Annotated in this window: 24 protein-coding genes and 1 pseudogene; 14 read left to right on the plus strand and 11 right to left on the minus strand. The window is 68.5% G+C overall.

Annotated features, from left to right (window positions below; translation table 11 throughout):
• Positions 1 to 7: 7 nt before the first annotated feature.
• From ACXIZN_RS37060 to ACXIZN_RS37070, 3 genes and pseudogenes are all read left to right on the plus strand, one after another.
• Positions 8 to 229, plus strand: a pseudogene (locus ACXIZN_RS37060) (SRPBCC domain-containing protein); the annotation flags it as partial.
• Positions 230 to 261: 32 nt separating this feature from the next.
• A complete protein-coding gene (locus ACXIZN_RS37065; protein WP_457959506.1) occupies positions 262 to 1,041 on the plus strand; it encodes a DUF3800 domain-containing protein in 780 nt (259 codons plus the stop codon).
• Positions 1,042 to 1,145: 104 nt separating this feature from the next.
• On the plus strand, positions 1,146 to 3,290 hold the full coding sequence (locus tag ACXIZN_RS37070) for a terpene synthase family protein (protein ID WP_457959507.1): 2,145 nt from the start codon (positions 1,146 to 1,148) through the stop codon (positions 3,288 to 3,290).
• Between the two features lie 267 nt (positions 3,291 to 3,557).
• On the opposite strand, the gene ACXIZN_RS37075 is transcribed toward ACXIZN_RS37070, so the two are convergent.
• Positions 3,558 to 4,745, minus strand: a complete 1,188-nt coding sequence (locus ACXIZN_RS37075) for a glycoside hydrolase family 64 protein (RefSeq protein ID WP_457959508.1) — start codon at positions 4,743 to 4,745, stop codon at positions 3,558 to 3,560.
• Positions 4,746 to 5,050: 305 nt separating this feature from the next.
• Between ACXIZN_RS37075 and ACXIZN_RS37080 the strand changes: the two genes are divergently transcribed.
• The 4 genes from ACXIZN_RS37080 to ACXIZN_RS37095 all read left to right on the plus strand — a co-directional run bounded on the left by ACXIZN_RS37080 (position 5,051) and on the right by ACXIZN_RS37095 (position 8,407).
• Entirely contained in the window at positions 5,051 to 5,671 is a 621-nt protein-coding gene (locus ACXIZN_RS37080; RefSeq protein WP_457959509.1) for a sigma-70 family RNA polymerase sigma factor, read from the plus strand.
• 301 nt (positions 5,672 to 5,972) lie between these two features.
• Positions 5,973 to 6,695 (plus strand): GAF and ANTAR domain-containing protein, encoded by a 723-nt coding sequence (locus ACXIZN_RS37085; RefSeq protein ID WP_457959510.1) that lies wholly within the window; start codon positions 5,973 to 5,975, stop codon positions 6,693 to 6,695.
• Positions 6,696 to 6,726: 31 nt separating this feature from the next.
• The gene (locus ACXIZN_RS37090) at positions 6,727 to 7,440 is read left to right on the plus strand and encodes a GAF and ANTAR domain-containing protein (RefSeq protein ID WP_457959511.1); all 714 of its coding nucleotides are present in this window, start codon (positions 6,727 to 6,729) and stop codon (positions 7,438 to 7,440) included.
• A 52-nt stretch (positions 7,441 to 7,492) separates the two neighbouring features.
• Positions 7,493 to 8,407, plus strand: coding sequence for a LysR substrate-binding domain-containing protein (locus ACXIZN_RS37095; RefSeq protein ID WP_457959512.1), 915 nt, complete (start codon positions 7,493 to 7,495; stop codon positions 8,405 to 8,407).
• Here the strand turns inward: ACXIZN_RS37095 and ACXIZN_RS37100 are convergent.
• Positions 8,389 to 9,378 (minus strand): small ribosomal subunit Rsm22 family protein, encoded by a 990-nt coding sequence (locus ACXIZN_RS37100; protein ID WP_457959513.1) that lies wholly within the window; start codon positions 9,376 to 9,378, stop codon positions 8,389 to 8,391. The genes ACXIZN_RS37095 and ACXIZN_RS37100 overlap by 19 nt on opposite strands.
• Before the next feature lie 152 nt (positions 9,379 to 9,530).
• Here ACXIZN_RS37100 and ACXIZN_RS37105 point away from each other — a divergent pair, with 152 nt between their 5' ends.
• Together ACXIZN_RS37105 and ACXIZN_RS37110 are read left to right on the plus strand one after the other, a co-directional pair.
• Complete coding sequence (locus tag ACXIZN_RS37105; protein WP_457959514.1) at positions 9,531 to 9,947, plus strand: YciI family protein; 417 nt, start codon at positions 9,531 to 9,533, stop codon at positions 9,945 to 9,947.
• A 30-nt stretch (positions 9,948 to 9,977) separates the two neighbouring features.
• Entirely contained in the window at positions 9,978 to 11,252 is a 1,275-nt protein-coding gene (locus ACXIZN_RS37110) for an RNA polymerase sigma factor (protein ID WP_457959515.1), read from the plus strand.
• 56 nt (positions 11,253 to 11,308) lie between these two features.
• Here ACXIZN_RS37110 and ACXIZN_RS37115 read toward each other — a convergent pair whose 3' ends face one another.
• A complete protein-coding gene (locus ACXIZN_RS37115; RefSeq protein ID WP_457959516.1) occupies positions 11,309 to 11,704 on the minus strand; it encodes a sigma factor-like helix-turn-helix DNA-binding protein in 396 nt (131 codons plus the stop codon).
• 121 nt (positions 11,705 to 11,825) lie between these two features.
• A complete protein-coding gene (locus ACXIZN_RS37120; protein ID WP_457959517.1) occupies positions 11,826 to 12,698 on the minus strand; it encodes a nuclease in 873 nt (290 codons plus the stop codon).
• 149 nt (positions 12,699 to 12,847) lie between these two features.
• Here ACXIZN_RS37120 and ACXIZN_RS37125 point away from each other — a divergent pair, with 149 nt between their 5' ends.
• Entirely contained in the window at positions 12,848 to 13,258 is a 411-nt protein-coding gene (locus ACXIZN_RS37125) for a GNAT family N-acetyltransferase (RefSeq protein ID WP_457959518.1), read from the plus strand.
• Here the strand turns inward: ACXIZN_RS37125 and ACXIZN_RS37130 are convergent.
• From ACXIZN_RS37130 to ACXIZN_RS37145, 4 genes are all read right to left on the minus strand, one after another.
• Positions 13,239 to 14,930, minus strand: coding sequence for an L-lactate permease (locus ACXIZN_RS37130; protein WP_457959519.1), 1,692 nt, complete (start codon positions 14,928 to 14,930; stop codon positions 13,239 to 13,241). The two genes, ACXIZN_RS37125 and ACXIZN_RS37130, sit on opposite strands and share 20 nt — an antisense overlap.
• 1 nt (position 14,931) lies before the next feature.
• Positions 14,932 to 15,714: an IclR family transcriptional regulator gene (locus ACXIZN_RS37135; RefSeq protein WP_005165190.1), complete on the minus strand. Its 783-nt coding sequence runs from the start codon at positions 15,712 to 15,714 to the stop codon at positions 14,932 to 14,934.
• A gap of 281 nt (positions 15,715 to 15,995) precedes the next feature.
• Entirely contained in the window at positions 15,996 to 16,403 is a 408-nt protein-coding gene (locus ACXIZN_RS37140; protein WP_125782248.1) for a CoA-binding protein, read from the minus strand.
• A 34-nt stretch (positions 16,404 to 16,437) separates the two neighbouring features.
• Positions 16,438 to 17,010, minus strand: coding sequence for a hypothetical protein (locus ACXIZN_RS37145; RefSeq protein WP_457959520.1), 573 nt, complete (start codon positions 17,008 to 17,010; stop codon positions 16,438 to 16,440).
• Positions 17,011 to 17,427: 417 nt separating this feature from the next.
• Between ACXIZN_RS37145 and ACXIZN_RS37150 the strand changes: the two genes are divergently transcribed.
• The gene (locus tag ACXIZN_RS37150; RefSeq protein WP_457959521.1) at positions 17,428 to 18,225 is read left to right on the plus strand and encodes a 2-keto-4-pentenoate hydratase; all 798 of its coding nucleotides are present in this window, start codon (positions 17,428 to 17,430) and stop codon (positions 18,223 to 18,225) included.
• Positions 18,222 to 18,983: a 2-keto-4-pentenoate hydratase gene (locus ACXIZN_RS37155; RefSeq protein ID WP_457959522.1), complete on the plus strand. Its 762-nt coding sequence runs from the start codon at positions 18,222 to 18,224 to the stop codon at positions 18,981 to 18,983. The genes ACXIZN_RS37150 and ACXIZN_RS37155 overlap by 4 nt, the downstream gene beginning before the upstream one ends.
• On the opposite strand, the gene ACXIZN_RS37160 is transcribed toward ACXIZN_RS37155, so the two are convergent.
• Genes ACXIZN_RS37160 through ACXIZN_RS37170 form a run of 3 tightly spaced genes read right to left on the minus strand, consistent with a single transcriptional unit; the run spans position 18,964 to position 22,020 of the window.
• Positions 18,964 to 19,848 carry an alpha/beta fold hydrolase gene (locus tag ACXIZN_RS37160; protein ID WP_457959523.1) on the minus strand — a complete coding sequence of 295 codons (885 nt, stop codon included), beginning with the start codon at positions 19,846 to 19,848 and terminating at the stop codon, positions 18,964 to 18,966. The genes ACXIZN_RS37155 and ACXIZN_RS37160 overlap by 20 nt on opposite strands.
• Before the next feature lie 31 nt (positions 19,849 to 19,879).
• Positions 19,880 to 20,071 (minus strand): hypothetical protein, encoded by a 192-nt coding sequence (locus tag ACXIZN_RS37165; RefSeq protein WP_126730283.1) that lies wholly within the window; start codon positions 20,069 to 20,071, stop codon positions 19,880 to 19,882.
• A gap of 47 nt (positions 20,072 to 20,118) precedes the next feature.
• A complete protein-coding gene (locus ACXIZN_RS37170; RefSeq protein ID WP_457959524.1) occupies positions 20,119 to 22,020 on the minus strand; it encodes an ABC transporter ATP-binding protein in 1,902 nt (633 codons plus the stop codon).
• Between the two features lie 283 nt (positions 22,021 to 22,303).
• Between ACXIZN_RS37170 and ACXIZN_RS37175 the strand changes: the two genes are divergently transcribed.
• A complete protein-coding gene (locus tag ACXIZN_RS37175) occupies positions 22,304 to 22,741 on the plus strand; it encodes a hypothetical protein (protein WP_192743874.1) in 438 nt (145 codons plus the stop codon).
• A gap of 32 nt (positions 22,742 to 22,773) precedes the next feature.
• Positions 22,774 to 24,366: a 2,3-epoxybenzoyl-CoA dihydrolase gene (gene boxC / locus ACXIZN_RS37180; protein WP_457959525.1), complete on the plus strand. Its 1,593-nt coding sequence runs from the start codon at positions 22,774 to 22,776 to the stop codon at positions 24,364 to 24,366.
• The last annotated feature ends 6 nt before the right edge of the window (positions 24,367 to 24,372 follow it).

Below are 24,372 nucleotides of genomic sequence, written 5' to 3' on the forward strand. Positions count from 1 at the left end.
TTCGGTGGGGCTCGACGACGACGTGTCGGCGAAGCTCCAGACCGAATCGCGGTCGAAGGTCACCTTCGATCTCGAACCCGCCGGTGACACGGTGAAACTGACCGTGGTGCACGACGGTTTCGACCCGGGAAGCACCGCGCTGGAGATGGTCAAGGGCGGCTGGCCGTCGATCCTGTCGAGCCTCAAGACGCTGCTCGAGACCGGTGAGCCGCTGCCCGACCCCGCGTAACCCGGTCGACGTCGCCGGGGCGATCGGGCACGATGCGCAGCGTGCCCCTGGAGATCGCCTGCGACGAGTCCGGGTCCGAGGGCGAGAAACTGATCGGCGGCGAGACCGGCGTGTTCGCGCACGCCGGGGTGCGGCTCAGTCTGGAAGAAGCCACCGCCTGCCTGGTCGAACTGCGGCGACGGATCCGTTCGCCGGCGGTCGAGTACAAGGCGAACCATCTGCTCCGCACGAAGCACCGGCGGGTCCTCGAATGGTTCCTCGGGCCGCTCGGCCCGGTCCACGGGCGAGCGCGGGTGTACCTCGTGGACAAGAAACGGCTGCTGGCGAACGAACTCCGCGCGCTCGCCGGCGCGGAGATCCGGCCGGACGACGCGCTCCTCGCCGCGTTCAACGACGTGCTGCGGACCAGGAACCGCCGGGATCCGGCGGCGGGGTCGTTCTTCGCGATGGCCGGGGACACCGCGGAATTGAGGGCGAAGGTCGCCGCGGCACGGGACGCCAAGATCCTCGATCCGCTGGTGCCCGCGATCCTCCGCGCCGTCGAGTACTGGAGCCAGGGCGGGGAGCAGGTCTTCCTCGTCCACGACGAACAACCTTCGCTCAAAGGGGACCGGCTCGCCCGGATCGAGTCCACACCCGGGTTGGCCGGGGTGGAGTTCGTGGATTCACGGGTGGATCCACGGGTGCAGGCCGCCGATTTCCTGGCCGGTGTCGCCCGGCGGATCGCGGAGGACGAATTGGCCGGGAACGGCGACGAGAAATTGGCCGGATTGCTCGCGCCCTATGTCGATCCGGCGTCCCTCTGGGGCTGATTCACTCCTTGGCACACCGAATCGCTCGGCTGGACGTTGCCCGGTGCGGCGGCGGGCTGGAAACGTCGGAGCGGATCCGACACCGGCCCGGGAGGCAGTCGCAGATGCAGGCTTTCACCTTGCCCGAGTTCTACGTGCCGCATCCGGCCAGGATGAATCCGCACCTCGAAGCGGCGCGAGCGCACAGTATGGCCTGGGCCAGGGAAATGGGGATGCTCGATTCACCGTCGCCGTCCGGTGACGTCGTCTGGACCGAACAGGCACTGGCGAAAATGGACTACGCGCTGCTCTGCGCGCACACCCATCCGGACTGTGACGGGCCGTCCCTCGATCTGGTCACGGACTGGTACGTGTGGGTGTTCTTCTTCGACGACGATTTCCTCGCGCAATTCAAGTACACCCGGGATATCGAGGGCGCGAAGGCCTATCTGGACCGCCTGGAACTGTTCATGACCGGGCCGGGGGAAACGTCGCCGCAGCCGGGGAATCCGGCCGAAGCCGGGCTCGAAGACCTTTGGGCGCGTACCATTCCTTCGATGTCGGAGGCCTGGCGCCGTCGTTTCGTCACCAGTACGCACAACCTGATGGTCGAATCGCTCTGGGAATTGGACAACATCGACCGCGGCCGGATCGCGAATCCCATCGAATACGTCCAGATGCGCCGCCGGGTCGGCGGGGCGCCGTGGTCGGCGAACCTCATCGAGTACGCCGTCGGCGCCGAAGTACCGGACGGGATCGCGGCGACTAGGCCGATGGAGGTCCTGCGCGACACGTTCGCCGACGCCGTCCACCTTCGCAACGATCTCTTTTCCTACCAGCGCGAAGTACGCGAAGAGGGGGAGAATTCCAACGCGGTCCTGGTCTTCGAGAAGTTCCTCGACCTCCCGACGCAGGAGGCGGCCGATCTCACCAACGACCTGCTGACCTCGCGGCTGCAGCAGTTCGAGAACACCGCGCTCGTCGAGGTTCCCGCGCTGCTGGCCGAACGCGACGTCTCGCTGTCCGAGCAGATCGCGGTCGGCCTTTACGTCAAGGGGCTGCAGGACTGGCAGTCCGGCGGGCACGAATGGCACGTGCGGTCGAGCCGGTACATGAACGAGGGCGCGGCCTCCGGTGGCCATGGGCTCGGCCTCGTCCAGCGGGTGCGGCAGCAGGCGCCGCCGCCGTTCGCGAAGGTCGGGCAGCTGCCGCTGCCGGAGTTCCGCATGCCGTACCCCGTGCGCACCAGCCCTCACCTCGCCGCCGCCCGTGCGTACGGGCCGGGCTGGGCGCGCGAGATGGGGATGTTCGACGACGTCGTCTGGGACGAGCGCCGGTATCTCGGCATCGACCTGGCGCACTGCGCCGCGATGATCGACGCGGACGCGGACTTCGAACGGCTGAAGCTGTCGACCGACTGGCTCACCTGGGGTACCTACGGCGACGACTACTTCCCGCTGGTCTTCGGCGCGAAACGGGACTCGATCGCCGCGAAACTGTGCAGTGAGCGGCTTTCCTTGTTCATGCCCCTCGACGGCGAACCGGTGCCGAAACCGTCGAACCCGATCGAGCGGGGCCTCGCGAACCTGTGGGACCGCACCGCCGGACCGCTGACCCCGCGCGGGCGGGCGGGATTCCGGCGGGCGGTCGAGAGCATGACCGCGAGCTGGGTGTGGGAGGTGGGGAACCAGGCGCAGAACCGGGTCCCCGATCCGGTCGACTACGTGGAGATGCGGCGGCGGACGTTCGGATCCGACCTGACGAAGAGCCTCGCGCTCCTCGAACTCGGCGACACCCTGCCGCCGGAGCTATTCCAGAACCGAGTGCTGTCCGAACTCGACACCGCGGCGCAGGACTACGCGGCGTTCGCCAACGACCTGTTCTCGTACCAGAAGGAAATCGAGTACGAGGGCGAGGTGCACAACCTCGTGTACGTCGTCGAACGGTTCCTGGAGGTGGACCGGATCGAGGCCCGCGACATCGCCGCCCGGCTGATGGACGCGCGGCTGGAGCAGTTCGAGCAGCTCGACGGCGAGGGCCTGCCGCGGATGTGCGACGACCTCGGGCTCGGCGACGACGTCCGCGCGGCGCTGACCGGATACGCGGACCACCTCAAGGACTGGATGGCCGGAATCCTGGAATGGCACCGGAAATGCGTGCGGTACACGCCGGTGGAGCTGGAGCGTGGCCGTACGCCGGAGCTGTCGTTCTCGTTCGTGCCGAGCGGGATCGGGATGTCGGCCTGGCGGATCGGGAGCGGAGCGCGCTGAGTGGTCTCTCGGCGGCCTGGGTGTTGTGAAAGCCATTTTCGCGACGTTGGGGTGGGCGTGGGCTTGACTGTCGCTGGTGGGGTGTCGCGAAAGCCACTTTCGGGACGTCTGGTGTCTCGAAAGTGGCTTTCGCGACGTTGATGGGGTGGCTCGCTGGTGAGGGGGTTGCGAAAGCCGCTTTCGCAACAGCTACACAGCGGACCCCCGAGCGGTGAAGGGGCCCTTCCCGCCAACCGACGCGGGAAAAGGCCCCTTCACCCCCGGTCCCTAGAAAGCCGTCAGAACGATCCGCGCGGTCCGCGGATCCCCGTCGTGCACCAGCGACTCGAAGTGCCCGACGTCGTCGAAGGCGAACCCGTACGCCTTCCCGTCGACCATCTGCTCGTGCACGATCCGCGAGTAGTGGTCGGTCACGGCCTGCTTGTAGAACTGGCCGGCGTCATAGGTCGGCTGCGTGTGCAGGGTGCCGAGGGTCGACCGGTGCAGCGCCGCGCACAGTGTCCGCGCGATCGGGCCGACGACCTGGTCGTTCGGCGCGTGCAGCCGTCCGTCGCAGTTGAAGACGTCACGGGTGCTCGGCTTGCTGAACGACGCCACCGTCGCGCCCGAGGTGTCGGTGAAGCGCAGGACGTCGTCCCCGCCGGTCCGGCCGGTGAACTTCTTGCCGGGTTCGGCCTCGAACGGCACCACGGTCAGCGGTGTCGACTTGTAGGCGTTCCAGGCGCTCGTGACGTAACCGTCGAGGTAGGTCCCGCTGAACTTGCCGGTGTCGAGCCCCTTGCCGGGGGCGAGCACCCGCAGCCGGTTGTACACCAGGTTCGAGAAGCCGGACTGTCCTTGGACGGCGTTGAAGATGGCCTCGCGGCCACCCGCTTTGAGCCGTCCGGCCTCCTTGTTCGTCCCCGCCCCGTTGGTGAGCCCGACGGCGTGCGGCACGCTGAACATGTCGACCTGCGAGCTGTTGATGAACAGCCCGCCGTTGTCGTAGGTGAATTCGCTCCAGTCGAACAGGATGTCGCGGTTCGGGTCGCCGTCGGCCCACGGAGCGGGCTGCACCAGCCCGTCCGGGGTCAGGAAGAACTTGATCTTCTGCCCGAACGACATGTAGACGCGGCCCGAGAGCATCCGCGGGATCCGCAGCGTGGTCGAGCCGCCGTTGCCGGGGCCGGCGATCGAGACGTCCGGCGCGGGGCTCGGCGGGTTCGCCCCCGGCGGCCACGGGGTGAAGGCGCCGTCGGCGTTGACGTAGCCGAGTTTCCCGGTGTTGAGGTTCGTGCCGAGCACGTAGAGATGGACCGCGTCCGAGCGGTTCGAGTTGTTGGTGACGGTCAGCGGCAGCGGATCGGGGCCCGCGGCGACCGCGGTGGGTGCCGAAAGCGCCGAAACTCCGGTGACCAGGGGGAGGGCGACCGCCAACGCGGTCAAGACGCGCCGGATCTTCTTGCGGATGCGCACAGTTCACTCCTCGGCGGAATCCCGCCGCGGAGCGTGGACGCGCCGCGGCGGTGCTTGCGGATGTCGGCCGGGGGCGCGTTCCCGGCCTGGGCGTGACCTTGGCGAGGGGTCTCAGCACGGGAAGTTACGTCGCCGGACGCGGAGATGTCCAGACCAATGGTGGGAATCTGTCCGGTTTTCCGCCGGGCCGGACAATTCGTCGCGGGCCTTTCGTCGATTGAGGTGGCCGGATTCCTCGACTACCGTTGGCCGGGTTCCGTCCTGGACCCCGGCGGCCGGGTTTTCTCATCCGTGGGGAGCGGGACATGAGCGACGAGTTTCCGATGCGAAGAACCGGCGGCGGTGAGACGTGGATTTCCCCCGCCTGCTGGGACGGCCTCGCCAGGGCCGCGGTGGACGCCGAGCCGAACGCCATGGACGACCTCATGGCCGCGCTCGTGCCGTGGGCGCGGCAGTACGCCGAAACCCGCCTCGGCGGCCGTGAGCTGACCTATCTCGAACCGGCCGACGTGGCGCAGGAGATCTGTCTCGCGGTCTTCGTCGCGCTCCCCGGCTACGGCCGCCGCGGCGGCTCCTTCCTGTTCCTCCTGCGCGCCATCGCGGCGAACAAGGTCGCCGACGTCTTCCGGAAGGCCGCGCGGAGCAGGCAGGTGCTGACCGGCGAACTCCCCGAACGTCCGGCGGGTGCCGCGGAGGAACCCGAGCAGCGTGCTCTGCGGACCGATCTCGGTCTCCGGCTCGGCAGGCTGATGCGGACGTTGCCGACCTCCCATCGGGAGGTGCTGGGAATGCGGGTGATCGGCGAGCTGACGTCGAACGAGACCGCGGCGGCGCTCGGGACGACGTCGTCACGCGTGCGGGTGACCAAACACCGCGCGATCAGCAGGCTGCGCGCCTGCGCTCAGCGCCAGGACGCTTTGAGCTGAATACGGATCAGCAGCCGGACGAAAGGATTCTCCCGTTTGGCACGGGTTTCGAGAATGCGAACGCACATGGCCCCTCCAGAGCTCGCCGTCGAGTGCCGCTGCCGGGGGCCGGGACAGACGGTCTCGGATTCCACCCTAGGCGTGGACCGGTGGGCCGGAACCGGCCGAACGGACCATTGAGGCCGAGTTATCCGTCACGGAAAACGTGGGAGGATGTCCGTGGTGCGGACAAGTCGTACGCGCTGTTCGCCCTTGATCCCGGCGGGCCCGTCCGATACCGGGCAACGCCGGGAGGCACGCCATGGGGATTCGACGGCATGATCGCGCCGCTTCGGTTTGGGCGAAGATGTGTTTTCTCGCTTCGGAAACCGATTCACCGGTCTCGGTCGAACACGCCTGTGTCATTTGCGGACAGGTCCTCGACGCCGCGGGTGTCGGGCTCACCCTCACCGCCGGCGGCCTCGCCGAGCCCGTATTCGCCACCGACGAACGCAGCCGTGAATTGGAAGATCTGCAGTTCACGCTCGGCGAAGGTCCCGCGGTGGAAGTGGCGCGCGGCGGTATGCTCGTCGTCGTAACCGATGTGACCAGTTCGGAGGTATCACTCCGATGGCCGATGTTCGCGCCCGAGGCGATCGACCGGAGCGTGAAATCGATCATCGCGGTGCCGATCCGGGCCGGTGCGGTCAAAGTGGGCGTCGTCGACTGTTATCGCGAATTCGCCGGTGCCCCGTCGAGGGAACGGCGGGCGCAAGCGCTCGTCTGCGCCGAAGCGGTGATCACCCTCGCCATCGCCGAGGCCGACGCCGGCGGGCCGGGGCTGGCCGGATTGATCGATCGCGGATTCACCGGCCATCGCGACCGGGTGCATCAGGCCGCGGGCATGGTGTCGGTCCAGCTCGACATCGGGCTCGCGGACGCGCTCGCGCGGTTGCGCGCCTTCGCCTACGCCAACGACCGGAAGCTCGACGAGGTGGCCAGGGACGTGGTGCTTCGCCGGGTCACGTTCCGGTCCGGACCATGACGGACGTGAGCCCGAGGAGACAGCAGAGACGATGACCGACCTGACGGCCGGCTTGCGCGAGACCTTCGTCCAGTTGGCGGACACCCTCGTCGACGACTTCGACCTCGTCGAGTTCCTCGATCTGTTCGCCTGCAGATGTGTCGAACTGCTCGGGGTCCGCGCCGCCGGGCTGGTGCTCGCCGACGCGCGCGGCGCGCTCACCATGGTCGCCGCGTCCGATGAAAAGACCCGCCTGCTCGAAGTGTTCCAGCTGCGGAACTCGGAGGGGCCGTGCCTTGACTGCCACCGGGACGCCGAGCCGGTGGACTGCCCGGATCTGGCGAAGACGGGCAAAAGCTGGCCGAAGTTCTCCAAAGAGGCGGAAAACGCCGGATTCCGTTCCGTATACGCCTTGCCGATGCGGCTTCGTGAGGAAGTGATCGGTGCGCTGAGCCTGTTCGGTACGAGCCCCGCGTCGCTCGACGCCGCCGGATTGTGGGTGGGGCAGGCGCTCGCGGACGTCGCCACGATCGGCATCCTGCATCACCGGATGTGGCAGCGGCAGGAGATCGTCACCGCGCAGCTGCAGACGGCGTTGAACAGCAGGGTGATCATCGAGCAGGCGAAGGGCGTTCTCGCGGAACGGCTCCGGGTTTCGGTGGACGACGCGTTCGGCGTATTGCGCGCCTACGCGCGGAGCAACAATCGCAAGATCCTTTCCGTGGCGGCCGGGATCGTCGACCGCACAGTGGAGATCCCGCGCTGAACGATACCGATTCGGCGCTTGTCCGCCCCTCGGCGATACCTAGACTGGCTGGGTGTTTTCCCTGGAGCAGCTGGTGAGTTTCGTCGCGGTGGCCGAGGAACTGCACTACGGCCGGGCGGCGGAGCGGCTCTCGATGACCCAGCCGCCGTTGAGCAGGCGGATCCAGTTGCTGGAACGCGAACTGGGGGTCGAGCTTTTCGACCGGACGCATCGTGCCGTCCGGCTGACTCCCGCCGGACGGGTTTTTCTCGCCGAGGCAAGGAAGATCCTTCGTTCGGCACAGGAGGCGACGCTGTACGCCCGTCGGGCGAAGAAGGGCGAGGCCGGGGTCGTCACGCTCGGTTTCACCGCCACGGCGGCGTATTCCTATCTCGAACGCGTCATCGCCGTGGCGAACGCCGAGGTGCCCGGTGTCGATCTCGTGCTCCGGGAGATGGTGACGGCGGCGCAGGTGGAGGAGCTGCTGGCGGGTGGGATCGACCTCGGCATGATCCGCCCGCCGGTCACGGGAGCCGACGTCGTGACCCTGCCGCTGTGGCGGGAGCCGCTGCTGGCGGCGTTGCCGTCGGCGCATCCGTTGGCGCGGCGCAAGAAGAATCCCGATGTCCGTGACTTCGACGGCGAGCCGTTCATCATGTACTCGCCTTCGGATGGCCGCTATTTCCACGACCTGCTCGTGGCGGTGTTCCGCGCCGCCCGGGTGCTGCCGGAGTACACGCAGTACCCCTGTCAGGTGCATACGGTGCTCGCGCTGGTGAAGGCGGAACTCGGGGTCGCGCTGGTTCCGGCCGCGGCCGCCACGCTGCGCTTCGAGGGGGTGGTGTTCCGTCCGGTGGACGGTGTCGAGAACCGCCCGGTCGAACTAGAACTGATGTGGCGGCGGAGCAACGACAATCCGGCGCTGGGCGCGTTGCTCGCCGCCGTCGGCAATCAGGCGCGGCGGAATCGTCAGTCTACTGTGGACTGAGTGGGCCAGGCGTCGCCCCATTCGGCGTCGCGGGCCGCGCGGTAGGCCGCGCCGTGCCGTTTGGTGACGATCGTTTCGGTGAGCCCGGCCCCGGCGCAGAGGGAGAGGCCGACCATGCCCTTGCGTTTGGCCGGATGCCGCAGGATGCGGGCTTCGGCGCGTTCCGGCGCCGTGCGCGACGCGACGACGTAGGAGAACTTCTCGTCCTCGAAGCCGAGCGTTCCGGACTTGAGCTGGCGGTGCAGGCCGGTGCGCGGGAGCCGCGCGGCGAAATGGCACCAGTCCTTGCCGCGCGGGATCGGGCACGCGCCCTCGTGCGGACAGGGCGCGACCAGGGAGAGCCCGAGTTCGACGAGCTGATCGCGCGCTTCGACGATCCGTTCGTAGCCGGCGGGGGTGCCGGGCTCGATCAGGACCAGCATCCCGGCTTTCGCCGACAGCCAGCGGACGGTGTCGGCCCGGCGGGCTTCGGGCAGCTCGCCGAGTACATAGGAGAGGGTCACCAGATCGGCCTCCGGTGCGGGCGCGGCCGGGTCGATCAGGCCGCGCCGCCAGATCGAGCCCCGGACGGCCTTGTCCCCGGCGTTCCCCGCGAGCCGCCGTCCCAGCGCGATCGCGCCCGGGACCTGCTCGACGACGGTGCTCTCCTCCAGCGAAGACCACACATCGGCCGCCGCCCAGATCGCGGCACCGGTCCCGCCGCCGACGTCGATCTGCGTCCGCGGAGCGAACCCGGGAGCGCGGAGGGCGGCTTCGGCGAGAACGGCGTGTACGGCCGCGTACGTGGCCGGCATCCGGTAACCCGCGTACGCCGCGATGTCGACCTCGGAAGAGAGGATGGGCGCGCTCGCGGGGTTGTTCTCGCGGTAGCGCGTGCTGAGCCGCTCGACGGACTGCGTCAGCCTGTTCTGCGGGTACTTGCCCAGCTCTTCGTCGAGGGCGGAGCGGAGGGCTTCGGGGAGTGCGGCCACGAGGGAGCATCTTCTCATGGGTCCTTGACCTGCGGTTTTCCGGCTGCTCGAATGACCGCGGAAAAAAGTTCGGGGACCGTGTCGAAACCCGGGGTGCCCGATCGACGCGTAGATGTGGCAGGGACGAGCCCCGCCGGGAACGGAGACCTCAGATGCGGTTCATGGTGATTGTCAAGAGCGACGAGAAGTCCGACGTGGCCGGTGCGCAGCCGAGCGCCGAAGAGCTGCAGGAGATGGGGAAGTTCAACGAGGAACTGGTGAAGGCCGGCGTCATGCTCGCGGGTGAAGGCCTGCTGCCCAGCGCCGAGGGATTCCGCATCCAGTACTCCGGCACCACGGAGGCCAGGGTCGTCGACGGGCCCTTCGCGGAGAGCAAGGAACTCATCGCGGGTTTCTGGATCCTGCAGGTGAAGGACCGGGCCGAGGTCGTCGAATGGATGAAGCGCGCGCCGTTCCGCGAGGGCGAGATCGAGATCCGCCGGATCGCCGAACTGGAGGATTTCGACAACGCGACCCCGGAGATCGTCGAGCACGAACGGAAGCTGCGGGAGCAAGCCGAGGAGAACTAGTGGTTGCGGTCGTCGCGCCGACGATGTTGATTGGTCGGCGTGACGGCAACAGCAGACCCCCGTTCGGCGATCGACGCGGTGTGGCGGATCGAATCGGCCCGCCTCATCGCCGGCCTCGCGCGGATGACGCGCGACGTCGGGCTCGCGGAGGAACTGGCGCAGGACGCGCTGGTCGCCGCGCTCGAACAGTGGCCTGAGTCGGGCGTCCCGAGGAATCCGGGCGCCTGGCTCATGACCACGGCGAAACGCCGCGCCGTCGACACCTTCCGGCGCAACGAGCGGTACGAGAAGAAGCTCGGCGAGATCGGTCGCGAGCTGGAGTTCGAGGAGGATCCCGACTTCACCGCGGGTCTCGACGACCATATCGAGGACGATCTGCTGCGGCTGGTGTTCACCGCCTGCCACCCGGTGCTGTCGACCGAGGCCAGGGTGGCGCTGACGCTGAAGATGATCGGCGGGCTCCAGACGCACGAGATCGCGCGGGCGTTCCTCGCCAAGGAGACCGCCATCGCGCAGCGGATCGTCCGGGCGAAGAAGACGCTCGGCGACGCCAAGGTGCCGTTCGAGGTGCCCGAGGGCGAGGACAGGGTCGCGCGCCTGTCCTCGGTGCTGGAGGTCATCTACCTGATCTTCAACGAGGGCTATTCGGCGACGGCCGGCGAAGACTGGATGCGCCCTGCGTTGTGCGAAGAGGCGCTGCGGCTCGGCCGGATCCTGGCCGGGCTGATGCCGAAGGAACCCGAGGTGCACGGGCTCGTCGCGCTGATGGAGATCCAGGCGTCGCGGTCGGCCGCGCGCGTCGGGCCGAACGGCGAACCCGTGCTGCTGATGGATCAGGACCGGACGAAATGGAACCGGCTCCTGATCGGCCGCGGTCTCGCCGCGCTGGAGCTCGCCGAGTCGCTCGCGGACGGCGCTTTCGGCGTCTACGCGGCGCAGGCCGCCATCGCCGCCTGTCACGCGCGGGCGCGAACCGGCGACGAGACCGACTGGGCGCGTATCGCCGTGCTGTACGAAGGGCTCGGGAAGCTGAACCCGTCGCCGGTGATCGAACTGAACCGGGCCGTGGCGCTGTCGATGGCCGTCGGGCCGGAGGCGGGGCTCGAAGTCGTCGACAAGCTGCTGTCGGAACCCGCGCTGAAGTCGTACCACCTGCTGCCGAGTGTGCGCGGCGACTTCCTGTCGAAGCTCGGCCGCCTCGACGAGGCCCGCGCCGAGTTCGAGCGCGCGGCCGAGATGACCGGGAACGACCGGGAGCGCACCCTGCTGCTGAACCGGGCCGCGGAGTGCACCCCCCGAGTTTAGTCCTCTGGATGCGGTAGTGCGTGGTGCGAACCACCGCGTCGAGAGGACGAAACGCGTCAGGCGGGGGCGGGACGCAGGGCGCTCAGCGCCCGGTGCTGCCCCAGCCGGACGGCCTGGACGGAGCAGCCGAGCGCCAGCGCGGTGTCGTCGGCGGAAAGCCCGACGAGCGACCGCAGCACCATGATCTCGCGCTGCTGGCCCGGCAGCCCCGAAAGCGGGTTCGGCAGTTCGGCGGAGGTCCGGTGGAAGTCGTCCACCAGGCCGCGCATGACGTCGTAGGCGAACGTGAGGAGCGCGGGAGCGCCGGCCGCCCCGGCGATGATCTCGCGGCAGCTGTCCCCCGCGATGGCGTCGGCGATTTCGTAGGTGCCCGCACGGCGGCCGATCCGCGCCCGGCAGTAGCGCACGACCAGGACGCGGACGGTGTCGACGAGTTTCGAGGCTGTCTCCATCCGCCCGCCGGCCTCCTCCGGCCGTCGCGAACCGTGTCCTTCCATCGGCTCCCTCTCCCACCTTTCAGATGAGCACGCCGGAGGGGGAGGGAGGTACGGTCTTTTTGCCGACACGGGCGGCTCAGGCCTCGATGAAGACGATCCGCTCCGGCTCGATCGTCAGGTTCACGGTCTGCCGCTTCACGCTCACCAAGGTCTCGAACTCCGTCGCGTGCCCGTCCGGGACGGTGAACAGGCGGTCGTTGCGGGAATCGAGGAAGTCGGAGAAGCCGCTCAGCGAGACCCCGCCGCTTTCGTCGAGCGCGAGGTAGTCGACGAGCCTGCGGAACAGTTTCGGCAGGATCACCAGTTCGTCGGCCAGTTGCCGCCGCGACGAGAGCTTGAACCCGGAGTTCGTGACGTCACGGGGCCACAGCCCGAGCCCGTTCTCGCGCGCTTTGACCGCCGCTTCGGCCAACGCGTCACGCAGGTCGGGGTAAAGCAGCGAATAGAAAGTCGGGTAGACGAGCCCGTCCGCGACCTGCCGGTAGTTGGCGGAGTTCTTCAGCGTTTTGACGTCGAGGTGGACCTTGGAAAGGTCCGCCGACCGTCCCGGCCGTTGCCCGGGAAAGGCGAACGCGACCGCCCGTCCGTATTTGTCGGCGAATCGCGTCAGTATGTGACCCGGTACCTTGATCGGCGTCGACGAAGTGACCGTTCCCCGTTCGTCGCGTTCGACGGTCTTGAAACCGAGCGCCTTCAGCAGGTTCGCCGCGGCGGCGTCCGCGAACTCCGCGGGCTGATGCCACATCCCGCCGGTTCCCCTGGCCTGGTAATGCGTTTCGAGCGCGTCGATCGCGTCGAGCCGCAGCTGCATCCCGCCCCGCGAATTGAGCCGGACCTTCAGGCCCGCCTTCTTGGTCGCCTGTGGATCCTCGGGATAGAACCGTACCGAATCGCCGTCCGGTGAGGCTCCGACGAGCTGGAACGTACCTTTGATCAGCGTCATGGGCATGAGGACAACGGTAGTTCTCATTCCGGTGAACGAACCATGCGTTCATCCATCCAGAGCAGTCACGGGTTAAGAACGGATGACCATTGTGGACATTCCCGGAGACCTTCGAGCGGCTGGCGCGGAATGATCATTTCGTGGATGCTGGCGGGATGACCGACTTCTCCTATCGCTGGCGCGACCCGGTCACCGACGACGAGATGTGCGATCTCGTCCGTTCGCACGGCGGGGAGCCGGTACCCGGTTGGTGGAACGGCATCCGGCGGCACAGCCTCGGCTGGGTCACCGCCCGCGACGGCGCCGGAGCACTGGCCGGCTTCGTCAATGTCGCCTGGGACGGCGGCGCGCACGCCTTCCTGCTCGACACGAAGACCCGCGGGACGCATCAGCACCGGGGCATCGGCACGGCCGTCGTCCGGCTGGCCGTGCTCCACGCGCGAGCGGCGGGCTGCGAATGGCTGCACGTCGACTTCGTGCCGGAACTGGGTCCGTTCTACTTCGGTGCCTGCGGTTTCCGGCCGACCGAAGCGGGCCTGATCCGGCTCAACGACCAGGGATCATGAAGTCCAGCACGGTCGCCTGAAGCAGCGAGATCACCCCGACCACGGCGGTCAGGGCGACCGACCACAGGAAGGTCTGCCGCAGCAGCGCGCCCTCCTGCCCGGATCGCCCGATCGCGGTGGCGCCGATGGACAGGTTCTGTGGCGAGATCATCTTGCCCATCACGCCGCCGGAGGTGTTGGTCGCGCCGGCGAGGATCGGGTCGACGTGCAGCTGCTGAGCCGAAATCACCTGCATCGGCCCGAAGAGACTGTTCGTCGACGCGTCCGATCCGGTGAGGAAGACGCCCAGCCAGCCGATGTAGGCGGAGAACAACGGGAACAGCGCGCCGGTGGTCGCCAGCGCGAGGCCGAGGGTCTGCGTCGCACCCGAGTAGTTCATGACGAACGCGATCGCGAGGATCATGAAGATCGTCGCCAGCGCCCAGCGCATCTGGTGCAGTGTCCGGCGGTAGGCCGCCAGCAGCAGCCGCGGTTTCGCGCCCATCAGGAAACCTGCCACGATCGCCGCGATCAGGGCCACGGTTCCCGGCGAGTAAAGGAAATCAACGGTCAGCGTCGCCGCGTACGGGGTGTCCTTCGGCGTGATCGGCGCGTGCTGGACGACCTCCTTGTGCAGTCCTGGCCACGCGAACACCCAATCGGCCTTGTGCAGCAGCTTCGTCAGGTCCAGCCATTCGGGCAGGTTCTTGAAGATCGTGCCGATCCGCGAAAGGAAGATCGCCGCGATCAGGACGATGTACGGCGCCCACGCGTACAGCGCGCCGCGCCCGGCCTTCGCCGCGCCGAGGCTCGCCCCGGCCCGCACGGGTTCTTCGCCGTCGAAACGCCAAACCGCCGGCGGCTGCCAGAACCGCGTCAATATCCACAGTGACGCCATCGCGGCGAGCGCGGCGACGACGTCGACGAGGCTCGGGCTGATGAAGTTCGAGGTGACGAACTGCATGACCGCGAACGACAGCCCGGCCGTCAGCACGGCGGGCCAGACCTCGATCATCCGTTTCCAGCCCGCGAGGACCACGATCAGGAAACCGGGGACGATCAGCGCCAGCAACGGGAGCTGGCGGCCGACCATCGACGAGAACAGCTCCGTCGCCTGTTCCTGTTGCATCCCGAGGATCGGCGCGGTCAGCCTGCCCAGCACGATCAGCGGATTGCCGAGGCCGCCGAACGCGACCGGCGCGGTGTTCGCCAGCAGCGCGAGCACGACCGCCTTCACCGGTGGGAAACCGAGCGCGGCCATCATCGCCGCGGTGATCGCGATCGGCGAGCCGCCGCCCGCGATCCCTTCCAGCAGCGCGCCGAAGCCGAACGCGATCAGCAGCGCCTGGAGACGGCGGTCCTCACTGAATCCGGCGAGGACCGCCTTGATGTCGTCGAAGCGTCCCGTCGCGACGGTGACGTTGTGGAAGTACACGGCGTGGAACGCGATCCAGGCCACCGACCACACCCCGAACACGAGGCCCATGGCCGCGGAATCGAAGGCGAGCCCGGCCGGCATGCGGTACAGCAGGACCGCGACCAGCAGCGCGGTGATCAGCGCCAGCGCCGCCGAGAGATGCGCGGACCTGCGCAGGACTCCCAGCGTCACCAGCAGCACGATGATCGGCAGCGCCGCCAGCGCGGCGGACACCCACAGCCCGCCCGCCGGCTGGTAGTCCTGGATCCAGCCCACCTCAGCCCCTTTGCGCGCGGACGTAACCCAGCCGGAGCGACAGCGCGGCCGCGGTGCCCGCCACCGTCGCGCCCAGCTCGTCGGTGCGGCGGAGCACCCGGCCCGCGGGGCCCGCGATGCTGATCGCGGCGATCGGCCGTCCGGTGTGGTCGCGGACGGCGGCGGCCACGCAGCCCACGTCCGGTTCGTTCTCGACGTCGTCCACGGCCCAGCCACGGCGGCTGGTCCTGGCCAGGTCGTCGAGGAGCCGGGCCGGATCGTTGATCGTCTTGAGTGTGAGGCTGTCGAGTTTCATCCGGCGGATGCGTTCGACGCGGTCCTGTTCGGGCAATGCCGCCAGCCACGCCTTGCCCAGCGACGTCGCGTGCTGCGGGCGGCGGGTGCCGAGGCGGCAGGCCAGGGTGACGGCGTTGGCGCTGCGTTCGGTGGCGACGTAGACCATCGTGTCGTTGTCGGGGACGGCGAGATACGTCGTCTCGCCGCTGCGTTCGGCGAGCGAGGCGAGATAGCGCGGCGCGCAGCGGTGGAGGTCGGTCGCCGCCATCGCGCGGGCGCCGAGTTCGACCAGCCGGGTACCGAGCCGCACGCGGCCGGTGGCGCGATCGGCTTCGAGGTATTCGAGGTTCTTGAGGGTGCCGACGATGCGGTACGCGGCGCTCCGGGAGAGACCTAGTTGCCGGGCGATCGCGTTGGTGGAAATCTCCTGGTTCTGACCGACATGCTCGAGAACCGCGAGCCCGCGCTCGAGTGTGCCACTGGAATCCAGGCCCCGTGGTGTGCCCACTTCGCCCCTCCGTTGGACCGGGGTGCCGATGATCGGCACCGGTTTCCGCTAAGCGGATTCGGACGTTAACAGCTCGCCCGACCCTTGGGAAGGTTTCTTAACAAACTGGCGACCGGACAAGTTTTCCCAGTTCGGAGGCTTCTGGTCAAGATCACCGGTTTGGACCAATCCGTTCGGCGGATCCGAATCGGTGTATGACTTCAAAGGTCATTTCTTTGTTCACGGATATGAACGAACCCCCGCCGGAAAATCGTGGCGGGGGTTCGGCGCGAAGTGCGTTTCTAACGCACAGACAGATTCGCGACCGCTCGGACGACGGCGGTGCAGCGGTCTTCGACGTAGGCCAGCCCGCCTTCTTCGGCGATCCGGCGGGACTCGGCGGAGACGATGCCCTGCTGAAGCCAGAGCGCTTTCGCGCCGATCGCGACCGCCTGTTCGGCGATCGGCGGGGTGTCCTCGGACGGCCGGAAGACGTCGACCAGGTCGACCGGCTCGGGGATGTCGGTGAGCGAGCGGTACACCTTCTCGCCGAGCAGCTCATCGGCCGAGGGATGGACGGGGATGATCCGGAACCCGTGTGCCTGCAGCACGGCGGCGACCCCGTGCGAGGCCTTCGCCGGATCGCGGCTCAGCCCCACGACGGCGATCGTCTTCGATCCGGCGAGGATTTCGGTGGCGCGATCGGTCATACCTGGTTGAACGACGGCGGGCGGCCGCGCATTCCTAGAGCTTCCAGAGCCGCAGGCCGCGCACCCGGTACACCGGCCAGACGACGTGCCAGGCGCGGCGCCGCAGGAAGGCGGCGGAACAGGTGAGGACGCTGCGCGCGGACGTCGTCGCGACGTCGTGGCGATCGGGCCAGATCTCGCCGTGCCGTCCGGCGGCGATGCGGAAGACGTTGACCAGGCCGCGGCCCTGCAGGTCGAATTTCGCGCCGGTGTCACCGGAATCCGGTGTCAGGGAAGCGATCTCCTGGCCGAACGCGGCCGCGGGCGCGGGGCCCGCGTCGGCGGGGAGGTCGCCGACGGCCGCCGAGACCGCCTTGCCGTAGAGGCGGCGGGTGTAGCGCTGGAGCAGCAGCCGCTCCCACAGCGGCAGGACGCGGCGGTGCTTCAGCAGCGCCGAACACTCCGCGTGCCCGATGGCGAAGATGTCGGTCAGCTCGTCGTAGGCGTTGTGCGCGGTCGGCTCGTTGAGGTGCACCCGCACCTCGTAGCGGATGCGCGCGGTGAGCTCGTCGAGCTCTTCGCGGCGGTCGATCCTGGCCTTCGCCCGTGAGAGCGCCCAATCGGACATGGGAGCAGGCTAGGTGATGACCGGGGTCCCGCGAGACCCTTTCGGCCTAATCAGTCGCTCCCGAGACGAGGCCGCCGACCGCGGGGGCCCTGAGGCGCGGTCACCGATCGTCGGGGTGTCGCGAAAGCCACTTTCGGGACATCAGACGTCGCGAAAGTGGCTTTCGCGACGCGCTCACCAGGCCTCGTGAGTGGCTAGGACGATTCCAACTGTCCTGACCACTCACGAGGGCTTGGTGCGGCGGCTGCTCCGCACCAGAGTCATGNGCCACTTTCGGGACATCAGACGTCGCGAAAGTGGCTTTCGCGACACGGTGGCGGCCAAGACTCGGCCTGACCCGTGCGTACCGGCCAGTGGAACGGGCGTCTTGTGCGGGGCACCGGTGACGGGGCAGAGTTCGGCTGTCGGAAGGAGCCCATGGACGCCAGCACGCTGCAGGAGGCCGCGGCCGCGCTGCTCAGCGCGTACGAGACCGGCAAACCGATCGCGCCCCTCATCGAGTCCTATCCCGGCGCGACCCTGGAGGACGCGTACCGCATCCAGCAGCGGCTCGTCCGCCACTGGGCCGAACGCGGCGACGAGGTGCGCGGGCACAAGGTCGGTCTCGCGTCCGCCGCCATGCAGCGGCAGATGGGCGTCGACCAGCCCGACTACGGTCACCTGACCGCCTCGATGTTCCACCTCGAACACCAGCCGATCCCGATCGGCGGCTTCCTGCAGCCGAGGATCGAGCCGGAGATCGCGTTCGTGCTCGGCTCGCGGCTGCGCGGCCCCGGCGTCACGGTGGCGGACGCGCTGCGGGCGGTGGACTTCGTCGTCCCGGCGCTGGAGATCGTCGATTCCCGCATCCAGGACTGGAAGATCAGCATCGTCGACACGATCGCGGACAACGCGTCCTCGGGTGGTGTCGTCCTCGGCAGCAGGCCGACCGCGATCGGCGACATCGACCTGCGGCTGGTGGGCTGTGTCCTGCACCGGAACGGCGAGATCGCGGCGACCGGGGCCGGCGGCGCGGTGCTCGGCTCGCCGGTGAACGCGCTGGTGTGGCTCGCGAACACGGTCGGGCCGCTCGGTGTCGCCCTCGAACCGGGCCACGTCGTGCTGCCGGGTTCGATGACGCGCGCGATCCCCGTGAGCCCCGGCGACACGGTCGTCGCGACGATGGCGGGGCTCGGCAGTGTCACCGCGAAGTTCTCCGGGGAGGAACGGCCGTGAGCCTTGGTGTGCGGGAGGCGGCGGAAGCGCTGCTGTCCGGGGAAGAACGCGAACCGCTGACCGACGACTGGCCCGATTTGGACGTCGATACCGCCTATGCGATCCAGGACGAGGCGCTGCGGCTCCGGCGTGCGCGCGGCGAGACGGTGGTCGGCGTCAAGCTGGGCCTGACCTCGCGGGTGATGCAGCGGCGGATGGGGATCGACTCGCCGTTGCTCGCGTGGCTGACCGACGCGATGGTGCTGCCCGCCGGTGTCCCGGTCCCGTCGCTGATCCACCCGCGTGCGGAGCCCGAGCTGGTTTTCGTGCTGGGGGAACGACTCGCGGGCCCCGGCGTGACCGCGGCGACCGCGATGGCGGCGGTGAGCCGGGTCCACGGCGGTATCGAGATCGTCGACAGCCGCTACCGCGACTACCGGGGCACGCTCCCGGACGCCGTGGCGGACAACGGTTTCTCGGCGTACTTCACCCTCGGCCCGGTCGGCGCCGAACCGTCCACAGTGGATCTTTCGCTGGAGGCCGCGCTGCTGGAGGTCGACGGCGCGATCGTCGACACCGCCACCGGTGCGGCCGTGCAGGGGCATCCGGCGGAAGCCCTGGCGCTGGCGGCCAACATCCTCGGCGCCCGCGGGCTCGCGCTGGAGCCGGGCTGGCTCGTGCTCACCGGAGGGATGACCGACGCCGTCGACGTTCGCCCGGGTTCACGGGTGGCTGCGCATTTCTCGCATCTGGGCTCGATCACGCTCGCCGGGTCTTGACGTCGGCGCGGTCGGCCGTCCGGACCAGGCCGCGCGTCAGCCGCGGCCAGATCGCGCGCGGGAGATCGTGTCCCATCCCGGGGACGATGTCCACTTCGGACTCCCGCAACGCGCGGGCCGTCGCCCGGCCGCCGGACACGTGGACGAGCGGATCCTTCGAACCGTGCACGACCAGTGCGGGTACTTCGAGTTTCCGCAACGCGCGGAAGCGATCCCGGCTCGAAACGATCGCCGCCAGCTGCCGCGCGGTCCCGCCGGGGTCGACGCCGCGATCGAAGGACCGCTCCGCGCGCTCACGCATCCGCGCCTCGTCGAAGGGGTAACCGGGCGAGCCGATGACGCGGAAGGTGCGTACCAGCGAGTCGACGTACTCCTCGCGGCCGCGCGGGGGCGCCGTCAGCAGCATCGCCATCGCCTTGGCACTCGGCCGTCCGACGAACCGGTTGCCGGTGGTCGACATGATCGACGTCAGCGACCGCACGCGCGACGGGTACTCGATGGCCAGCGTCTGCGCGACCATCCCGCCCATCGACGCGCCCACGACGTGCGCGCTCTCGACACCGAGCGCGGTCAGCAGTCCGGCGGCGTCGCCCGCCATGTCCGCCAAGGAGTACGGCGCCGTGCGCAGGGCGTACGCGAGCGGCAGGTTCGCCCGGCCTGACATCCGGCTGGACCGGCCGGCGTCCCGGTTGTCGTAGCGGATGACGTAGAACCCCTCGGCCGCGAGGTTCTCGCAGAGTTCGTCGTCCCACCAGATCATCTGCGACGCCAGGCCCATGATCATCAGCAGCGGCCTGCCGTCCGGCGAGCCGAACGTCTCGTGGCACAGCTGGACGCCGTTAACTTCGGCGATCTTCTCCGGCATCAGGACAGTGTGACCGCCCGAGCGGAAACGGCTACGCGTCCTCGATGTGGACAGCTTGGCTTTCCGGCCCGGCGGTTCGCTGCGTGCCCTCGTCCTCGGCGATCTCTTCCGGCTCGGTGTCGCCCGGTTCGCCGCCGTCGGGCCTGCTGAGCTGGACGGCTTCTTCGGACGCGTCGGCCGGGCTCGGGCCGTCGGCCGCTTCGCGATCTTCCTGGTCGGACATGGTTCCCTCCGGTGGATCGGGGTCGTTCCCAGCCACCGGTTACCCGCTCATCCGCCGCGATACGCGCGAGCCTGGATTTCGTAAAGCTCGTGGTAGAGGCCTCCTTCCTCGATGAGCTCGGCGTGCGTGCCCTGCTCGATCAACCGTCCCTTGTCCAGCACGAGGATCCGGTCCGCGGAGCGGATGTTGGCCAGCCGATGGGTCACCAGGATCGTCGTGCGCCTGCCCGCCCCGGAAACGCTCGCGTGCCTCAGCCCCGCGAAGACCCTCGCCTCGGCCTTCGCGTCGAGCGCGGCCGTCGGCTCGTCGGCGACCAGGACGGCGGCGTCACGGTAGATCCCGCGGGCGATGCCCATCCGCTGCCACTGCCCGCCCGAAAGGTCCTGCCCGTCGTCGAACTTCTTGGACAGCACGGTTTTCTCCTTGGCGGGCAAGGAATCGATCACTTCGTCGGCGCCGGAGGAGATGATCGCGTCGCGCCACGCGGCGCGCTCCGGGTCTTCCCGGCCGAGCCTGCCGACGGTCACGTTGTGCTCCGCGGTCATCGGCCATTCGGCGGGATCCTGGGCGATGACGGCGATGTTGGCGTGCACCGACTCGTGATCGGCACCCGCGAGATCGACGTCGTCCCAGTACACCTTTCCCTCCGAAGGCGGATAGAGCCCGGTGAGCAGCTTGCCCAGCGTGGTCTTGCCCGAACCGTTCTCCCCGACGAGCGCGACCACCTCGCCGCGCCGAATGGTCAGCGAAACCTCGCTCAGCGCGGGGTTCTCCTGGCCGGGATAGGTGAAACCGACGTTCTCCAGCCGGATCTCCGCCGGATCCGGCGGGGCGGCGACCCCGCCCTTCACCGGGCCGCGTTTCCCGGATTCCACCAGCAGCCGGTGGAAGAAGGCGATGTAGAACGACTCCTCGTACAGGGAGTTCACCGCATGCATCGTGATGGACAGCGAATTCGACGCCGTCCGCATGGCGAGCGCGGCCGTCCCGGCGAGGGCGAGCTCCATCTGGCCGGTGTAGAGGAGGAGGCCGAGCACGAGATACGCGATCGCGGTGCCGACCCCGGCCGCCGCGCGACCGGTGAGGCGGACCATGTTGCTGCGATGCGCGAGCCGGACCTCTTCGCGCATCAGGCTGTCGGTGATCCGCCGGTACTCCGCGAGCAACGGCTCTTGGAGCGTCAGGGCGTGCCGTTCGAGCGCGAACTCGCGCCACGTCGCGACCTCCTCGACGATCCCCTTCCGGATGTTGCGGCCGACGGTGTCGAGATAGTGCCGGTAGTTCAGCTTCGCGACCTTCGCCGCAGCCCAGCCGTCGGCCACCGCCGCGAGCAGCAGCACCGGCGCGAGCCACGGGTTGAGCAGGCCCGCCGCCACCAGCGCGGCGAGCAGCGAGATCAGCGCCGACGTCAGATCCGCGAGCCAGCGGAGGCTCATCTCGATCGACCGGACCCCGTACCGCGCGCCCTGCCGCGCCAGCTCACGGAAATCCGCGTCCTCGAACGCCAGCAGCCGGACGCGGACCATCGCGGCGGTGACCTCGTCGCCCGCCGACGTCACGACCCGCGGCCGGAGCGCGCCCTCGACCGCGGCCACCGCCGTGTCGAGCAGCGCGCGCAAGGCGTACGTGCCGACGACGATCAGCAGCGCGGGCAGCGATTGCAGCACCCTCTCCGGCGTCGGCCCGTTCTCCAGCAGCGCGATGAACACGTTCGCCGTGGCCAGCAGGCCGAACGCCGTGACACAGCCGGAAAGGAGGTGGACGACGCCGGCGAGCAGGGTCAGCCGCGGCGACGTCCGCCAGGCCAGCCGCAGCACGATGGCCACGGCGGACGGAAGCGTTCGGATGGCCTTGACCATCCCCGCCGAGGCCACGGTCTCGTCGACCATGGCCCATTCGGGCATCTTGAGGTTCTCGACCCCGATCAGGGGCACGGTCGCTTCGGGCACTCCTCCTTCTCTACGCGCACCCACCGACATTTTTGAGGTGGTGTGGTTCCTGTGCTCGGGGCGACGCCGGGGGCGGGTGGTAGCAAAGGTCCCCTGCTCCCTCAGGTGACTGTGTGGGTTTCAGGACATCTGGCGTCCTGAAATCGACACGGTCGCTACACGGGGTGAGGTGTGTGTGTGGGTTCGGGGCACCCAACGCACAGGACGAAAGTCCCCTTCACCTCCCTCGGACCGTGCGTTACGCTCTCGCTAGAGCGATCTATCAAGTCGCAAGGGGGCGAACATGGAAACTCTTCAAGACCGGGGACTCACCGCGTTACGGCTGATCCTCGCCTTCACGCTGCTGTCCACCACGCTGCACTACGCGCACAACGTGATCCGGGCCGCGGACTATCCGCAGGTCGAAGGGGTCTCGGTGGGCATGGCCGCCACCTTGGTCGTCGTCGCGTACGTCCTCTTCACCGTCTTCGGCGTGCTCGGCTACCGCGACTACCTGCGCGGACGGTACTGGCGGGCGCTCGCCTTCCTGATGGTCTATTCGCTGTCCGGCCTCGCGAGCCTCGGCCACTTCCTGGTCGCCGTGCCGCAGATCCCGGCCTTCTGGTTCGCCACGATCTACACCGACACGGCGGCCGCGCTGCTGCTGTGGGCGTTCGTGGTCTGGGCGGCGACGAAGCTCAACCGGGTGACCTCGGCTGACCAACTTTCTACACAACATTGACGCTGATCAGTACCGTGTAGACAATCGGATGGGTGACGCGGACCACATCGGTGACGTTCGAACGTCATCCCAGCGGCTACCGGCACTGGAACCTGTCCATCGACGGCGACATCGCGTGGCTCGAACTCGACGTCGACGCGGACGGCGGGCTCGTGCCGGGTTACGAACTCAAGCTCAACTCGTACGACCTCGGCGTCGACATCGAGTTGTACGACGCGACGCAGCGGCTGCGGTTCGAACATCCCGAGGTCCGCGTGGTCGTCGTGACCAGCGCGAAGGACAACGTCTTCTGTGCCGGCGCGAACATCCGCATGCTGGCCTCGTCGTCGCACGAGTGGAAGGTGAACTTCTGCAAGTTCACCAATGAGACCCGCAACGCCATGGAGGACGCCACCGCGCACTCCGGGCAGATCTACGTCGCGGCGGTCAACGGCACCTGCGCCGGCGGCGGCTACGAGATCGCGCTCGCCTGCGAAAAGATCCTGCTGGTCGACGACAATTCCTCGACCGTCGCGCTGCCGGAGGTGCCGCTCCTCGGCGTCCTGCCCGGCACCGGCGGGCTCACCAGGGTGGTCGACAAACGCGGCGTGCGGCGGGACCTCGCCGACGTCTTCGCCACCCGTCCCGACGGGGTGAAGGGGCGGACCGCCGTCGACTGGCGGCTCGTCGACGAACTCGTGCCACGGCAAGGGTTCCGCGAAGCCGTGCTGGCCAGGGCGAAGGAGTTCGCGCGGACGAGTGAGCGGCTCGACGGCGAAGGCGTCGAACTGAAGCCACTGACGCATCGCTATGTCGACATCGCGCGCGGCAAGTCCGAGGCGACGATCACCGTCAAGGGGCCGGAGGACGACGACGGCTGGCTGCTGGACGTCACCCGCGAACTGGACGACGCGATCCTTCGCCTGCGCACCAACGAACCCGAGCTCGGCACGTGGGTGCTCCGCACCGAAGGCGATCCGGCGAAGGTCCTCGAACACGAACGCGCCGTGTTCGACGCGAAAGACTGTCTGAGCAACGAAATCGTCCACTATTTCAAGCGGACGCTGAAGCGGCTGGACGTCACCAGCCGCAGCCTGATCGCGCTCATCGAGCCTGGCAGCTGCTATGCCGGGCTCCTGCTGGAACTCGCGCTCGCCGCGGACCGGCAGTACATCTTGGACGGTCCGCCGATCGACGACGAAGACAGTGAAGAACGTGCGTCGATCACGTTGTCCGAGGCCAACTTCGGCCGCTTCCCGATGGGCAACGGCTTGACGCGCCTCGAATCCCGCTTCTTCGGCGACCCGGAGCACGTCACGAGGCTCGCGGAGGTCCGCGGCAAGCCACTGTGCCCCGCCGAGGCGAACGGACTCGGCCTGGTCACCGACGCCCCGGACGACCTCGACTGGGAGGACGAGATCCGGATCGCGCTGGAAGGACGGGCTTCGCTCAGCCCGGACGCCTTGACCGGAATGGAGGCGAACCACCGGTTCGTCGGTCCCGAGACACTGGAAAGCAAGATCTTCGGCAGGCTCGCCGCCTGGCAGAACTGGATCTTCACTCGTCCGAACGCATCGGGCCCCGAGGGGGCGCTGCGTCGCTACGGTACCGGTCAGAAGGCCGTCTTCGACAGGAAGCGGGTTTGAACAGCT

The organism is Amycolatopsis sp. TRM77291, from assembly GCF_054166285.1.

Bases quoted from the DNA above. Each gene is read 5' to 3' on its own strand.
- ACXIZN_RS37085 (WP_457959510.1), top strand. From the start codon at position 5,973: ATGGGGATTCGACGGCATGATCGCGCCGCTTCGGTTTGGGCGAAGATG.
- ACXIZN_RS37150 (WP_457959521.1), top strand. From the start codon at position 17,428: ATGGACGCCAGCACGCTGCAGGAGGCCGCGGCCGCGCTGCTCAGCGCG.
- ACXIZN_RS37105 (WP_457959514.1), top strand. From the start codon at position 9,531: ATGCGGTTCATGGTGATTGTCAAGAGCGACGAGAAGTCCGACGTGGCC.
- ACXIZN_RS37065 (WP_457959506.1), top strand. From the start codon at position 262: ATGCGCAGCGTGCCCCTGGAGATCGCCTGCGACGAGTCCGGGTCCGAG.
- ACXIZN_RS37115 (WP_457959516.1), bottom strand. From the start codon at position 11,704: ATGGAGACAGCCTCGAAACTCGTCGACACCGTCCGCGTCCTGGTCGTG.
- ACXIZN_RS37125 (WP_457959518.1), top strand. From the start codon at position 12,848: ATGACCGACTTCTCCTATCGCTGGCGCGACCCGGTCACCGACGACGAG.
- ACXIZN_RS37070 (WP_457959507.1), top strand. From the start codon at position 1,146: ATGCAGGCTTTCACCTTGCCCGAGTTCTACGTGCCGCATCCGGCCAGG.
- ACXIZN_RS37140 (WP_125782248.1), bottom strand. From the start codon at position 16,403: ATGACCGATCGCGCCACCGAAATCCTCGCCGGATCGAAGACGATCGCC.
- ACXIZN_RS37120 (WP_457959517.1), bottom strand. From the start codon at position 12,698: ATGCCCATGACGCTGATCAAAGGTACGTTCCAGCTCGTCGGAGCCTCA.
- ACXIZN_RS37145 (WP_457959520.1), bottom strand. From the start codon at position 17,010: ATGTCCGATTGGGCGCTCTCACGGGCGAAGGCCAGGATCGACCGCCGC.
- ACXIZN_RS37160 (WP_457959523.1), bottom strand. From the start codon at position 19,848: ATGCCGGAGAAGATCGCCGAAGTTAACGGCGTCCAGCTGTGCCACGAG.
- ACXIZN_RS37090 (WP_457959511.1), top strand. From the start codon at position 6,727: ATGACCGACCTGACGGCCGGCTTGCGCGAGACCTTCGTCCAGTTGGCG.
- ACXIZN_RS37165 (WP_126730283.1), bottom strand. From the start codon at position 20,071: ATGTCCGACCAGGAAGATCGCGAAGCGGCCGACGGCCCGAGCCCGGCC.
- ACXIZN_RS37080 (WP_457959509.1), top strand. From the start codon at position 5,051: ATGAGCGACGAGTTTCCGATGCGAAGAACCGGCGGCGGTGAGACGTGG.
- ACXIZN_RS37175 (WP_192743874.1), top strand. From the start codon at position 22,304: ATGGAAACTCTTCAAGACCGGGGACTCACCGCGTTACGGCTGATCCTC.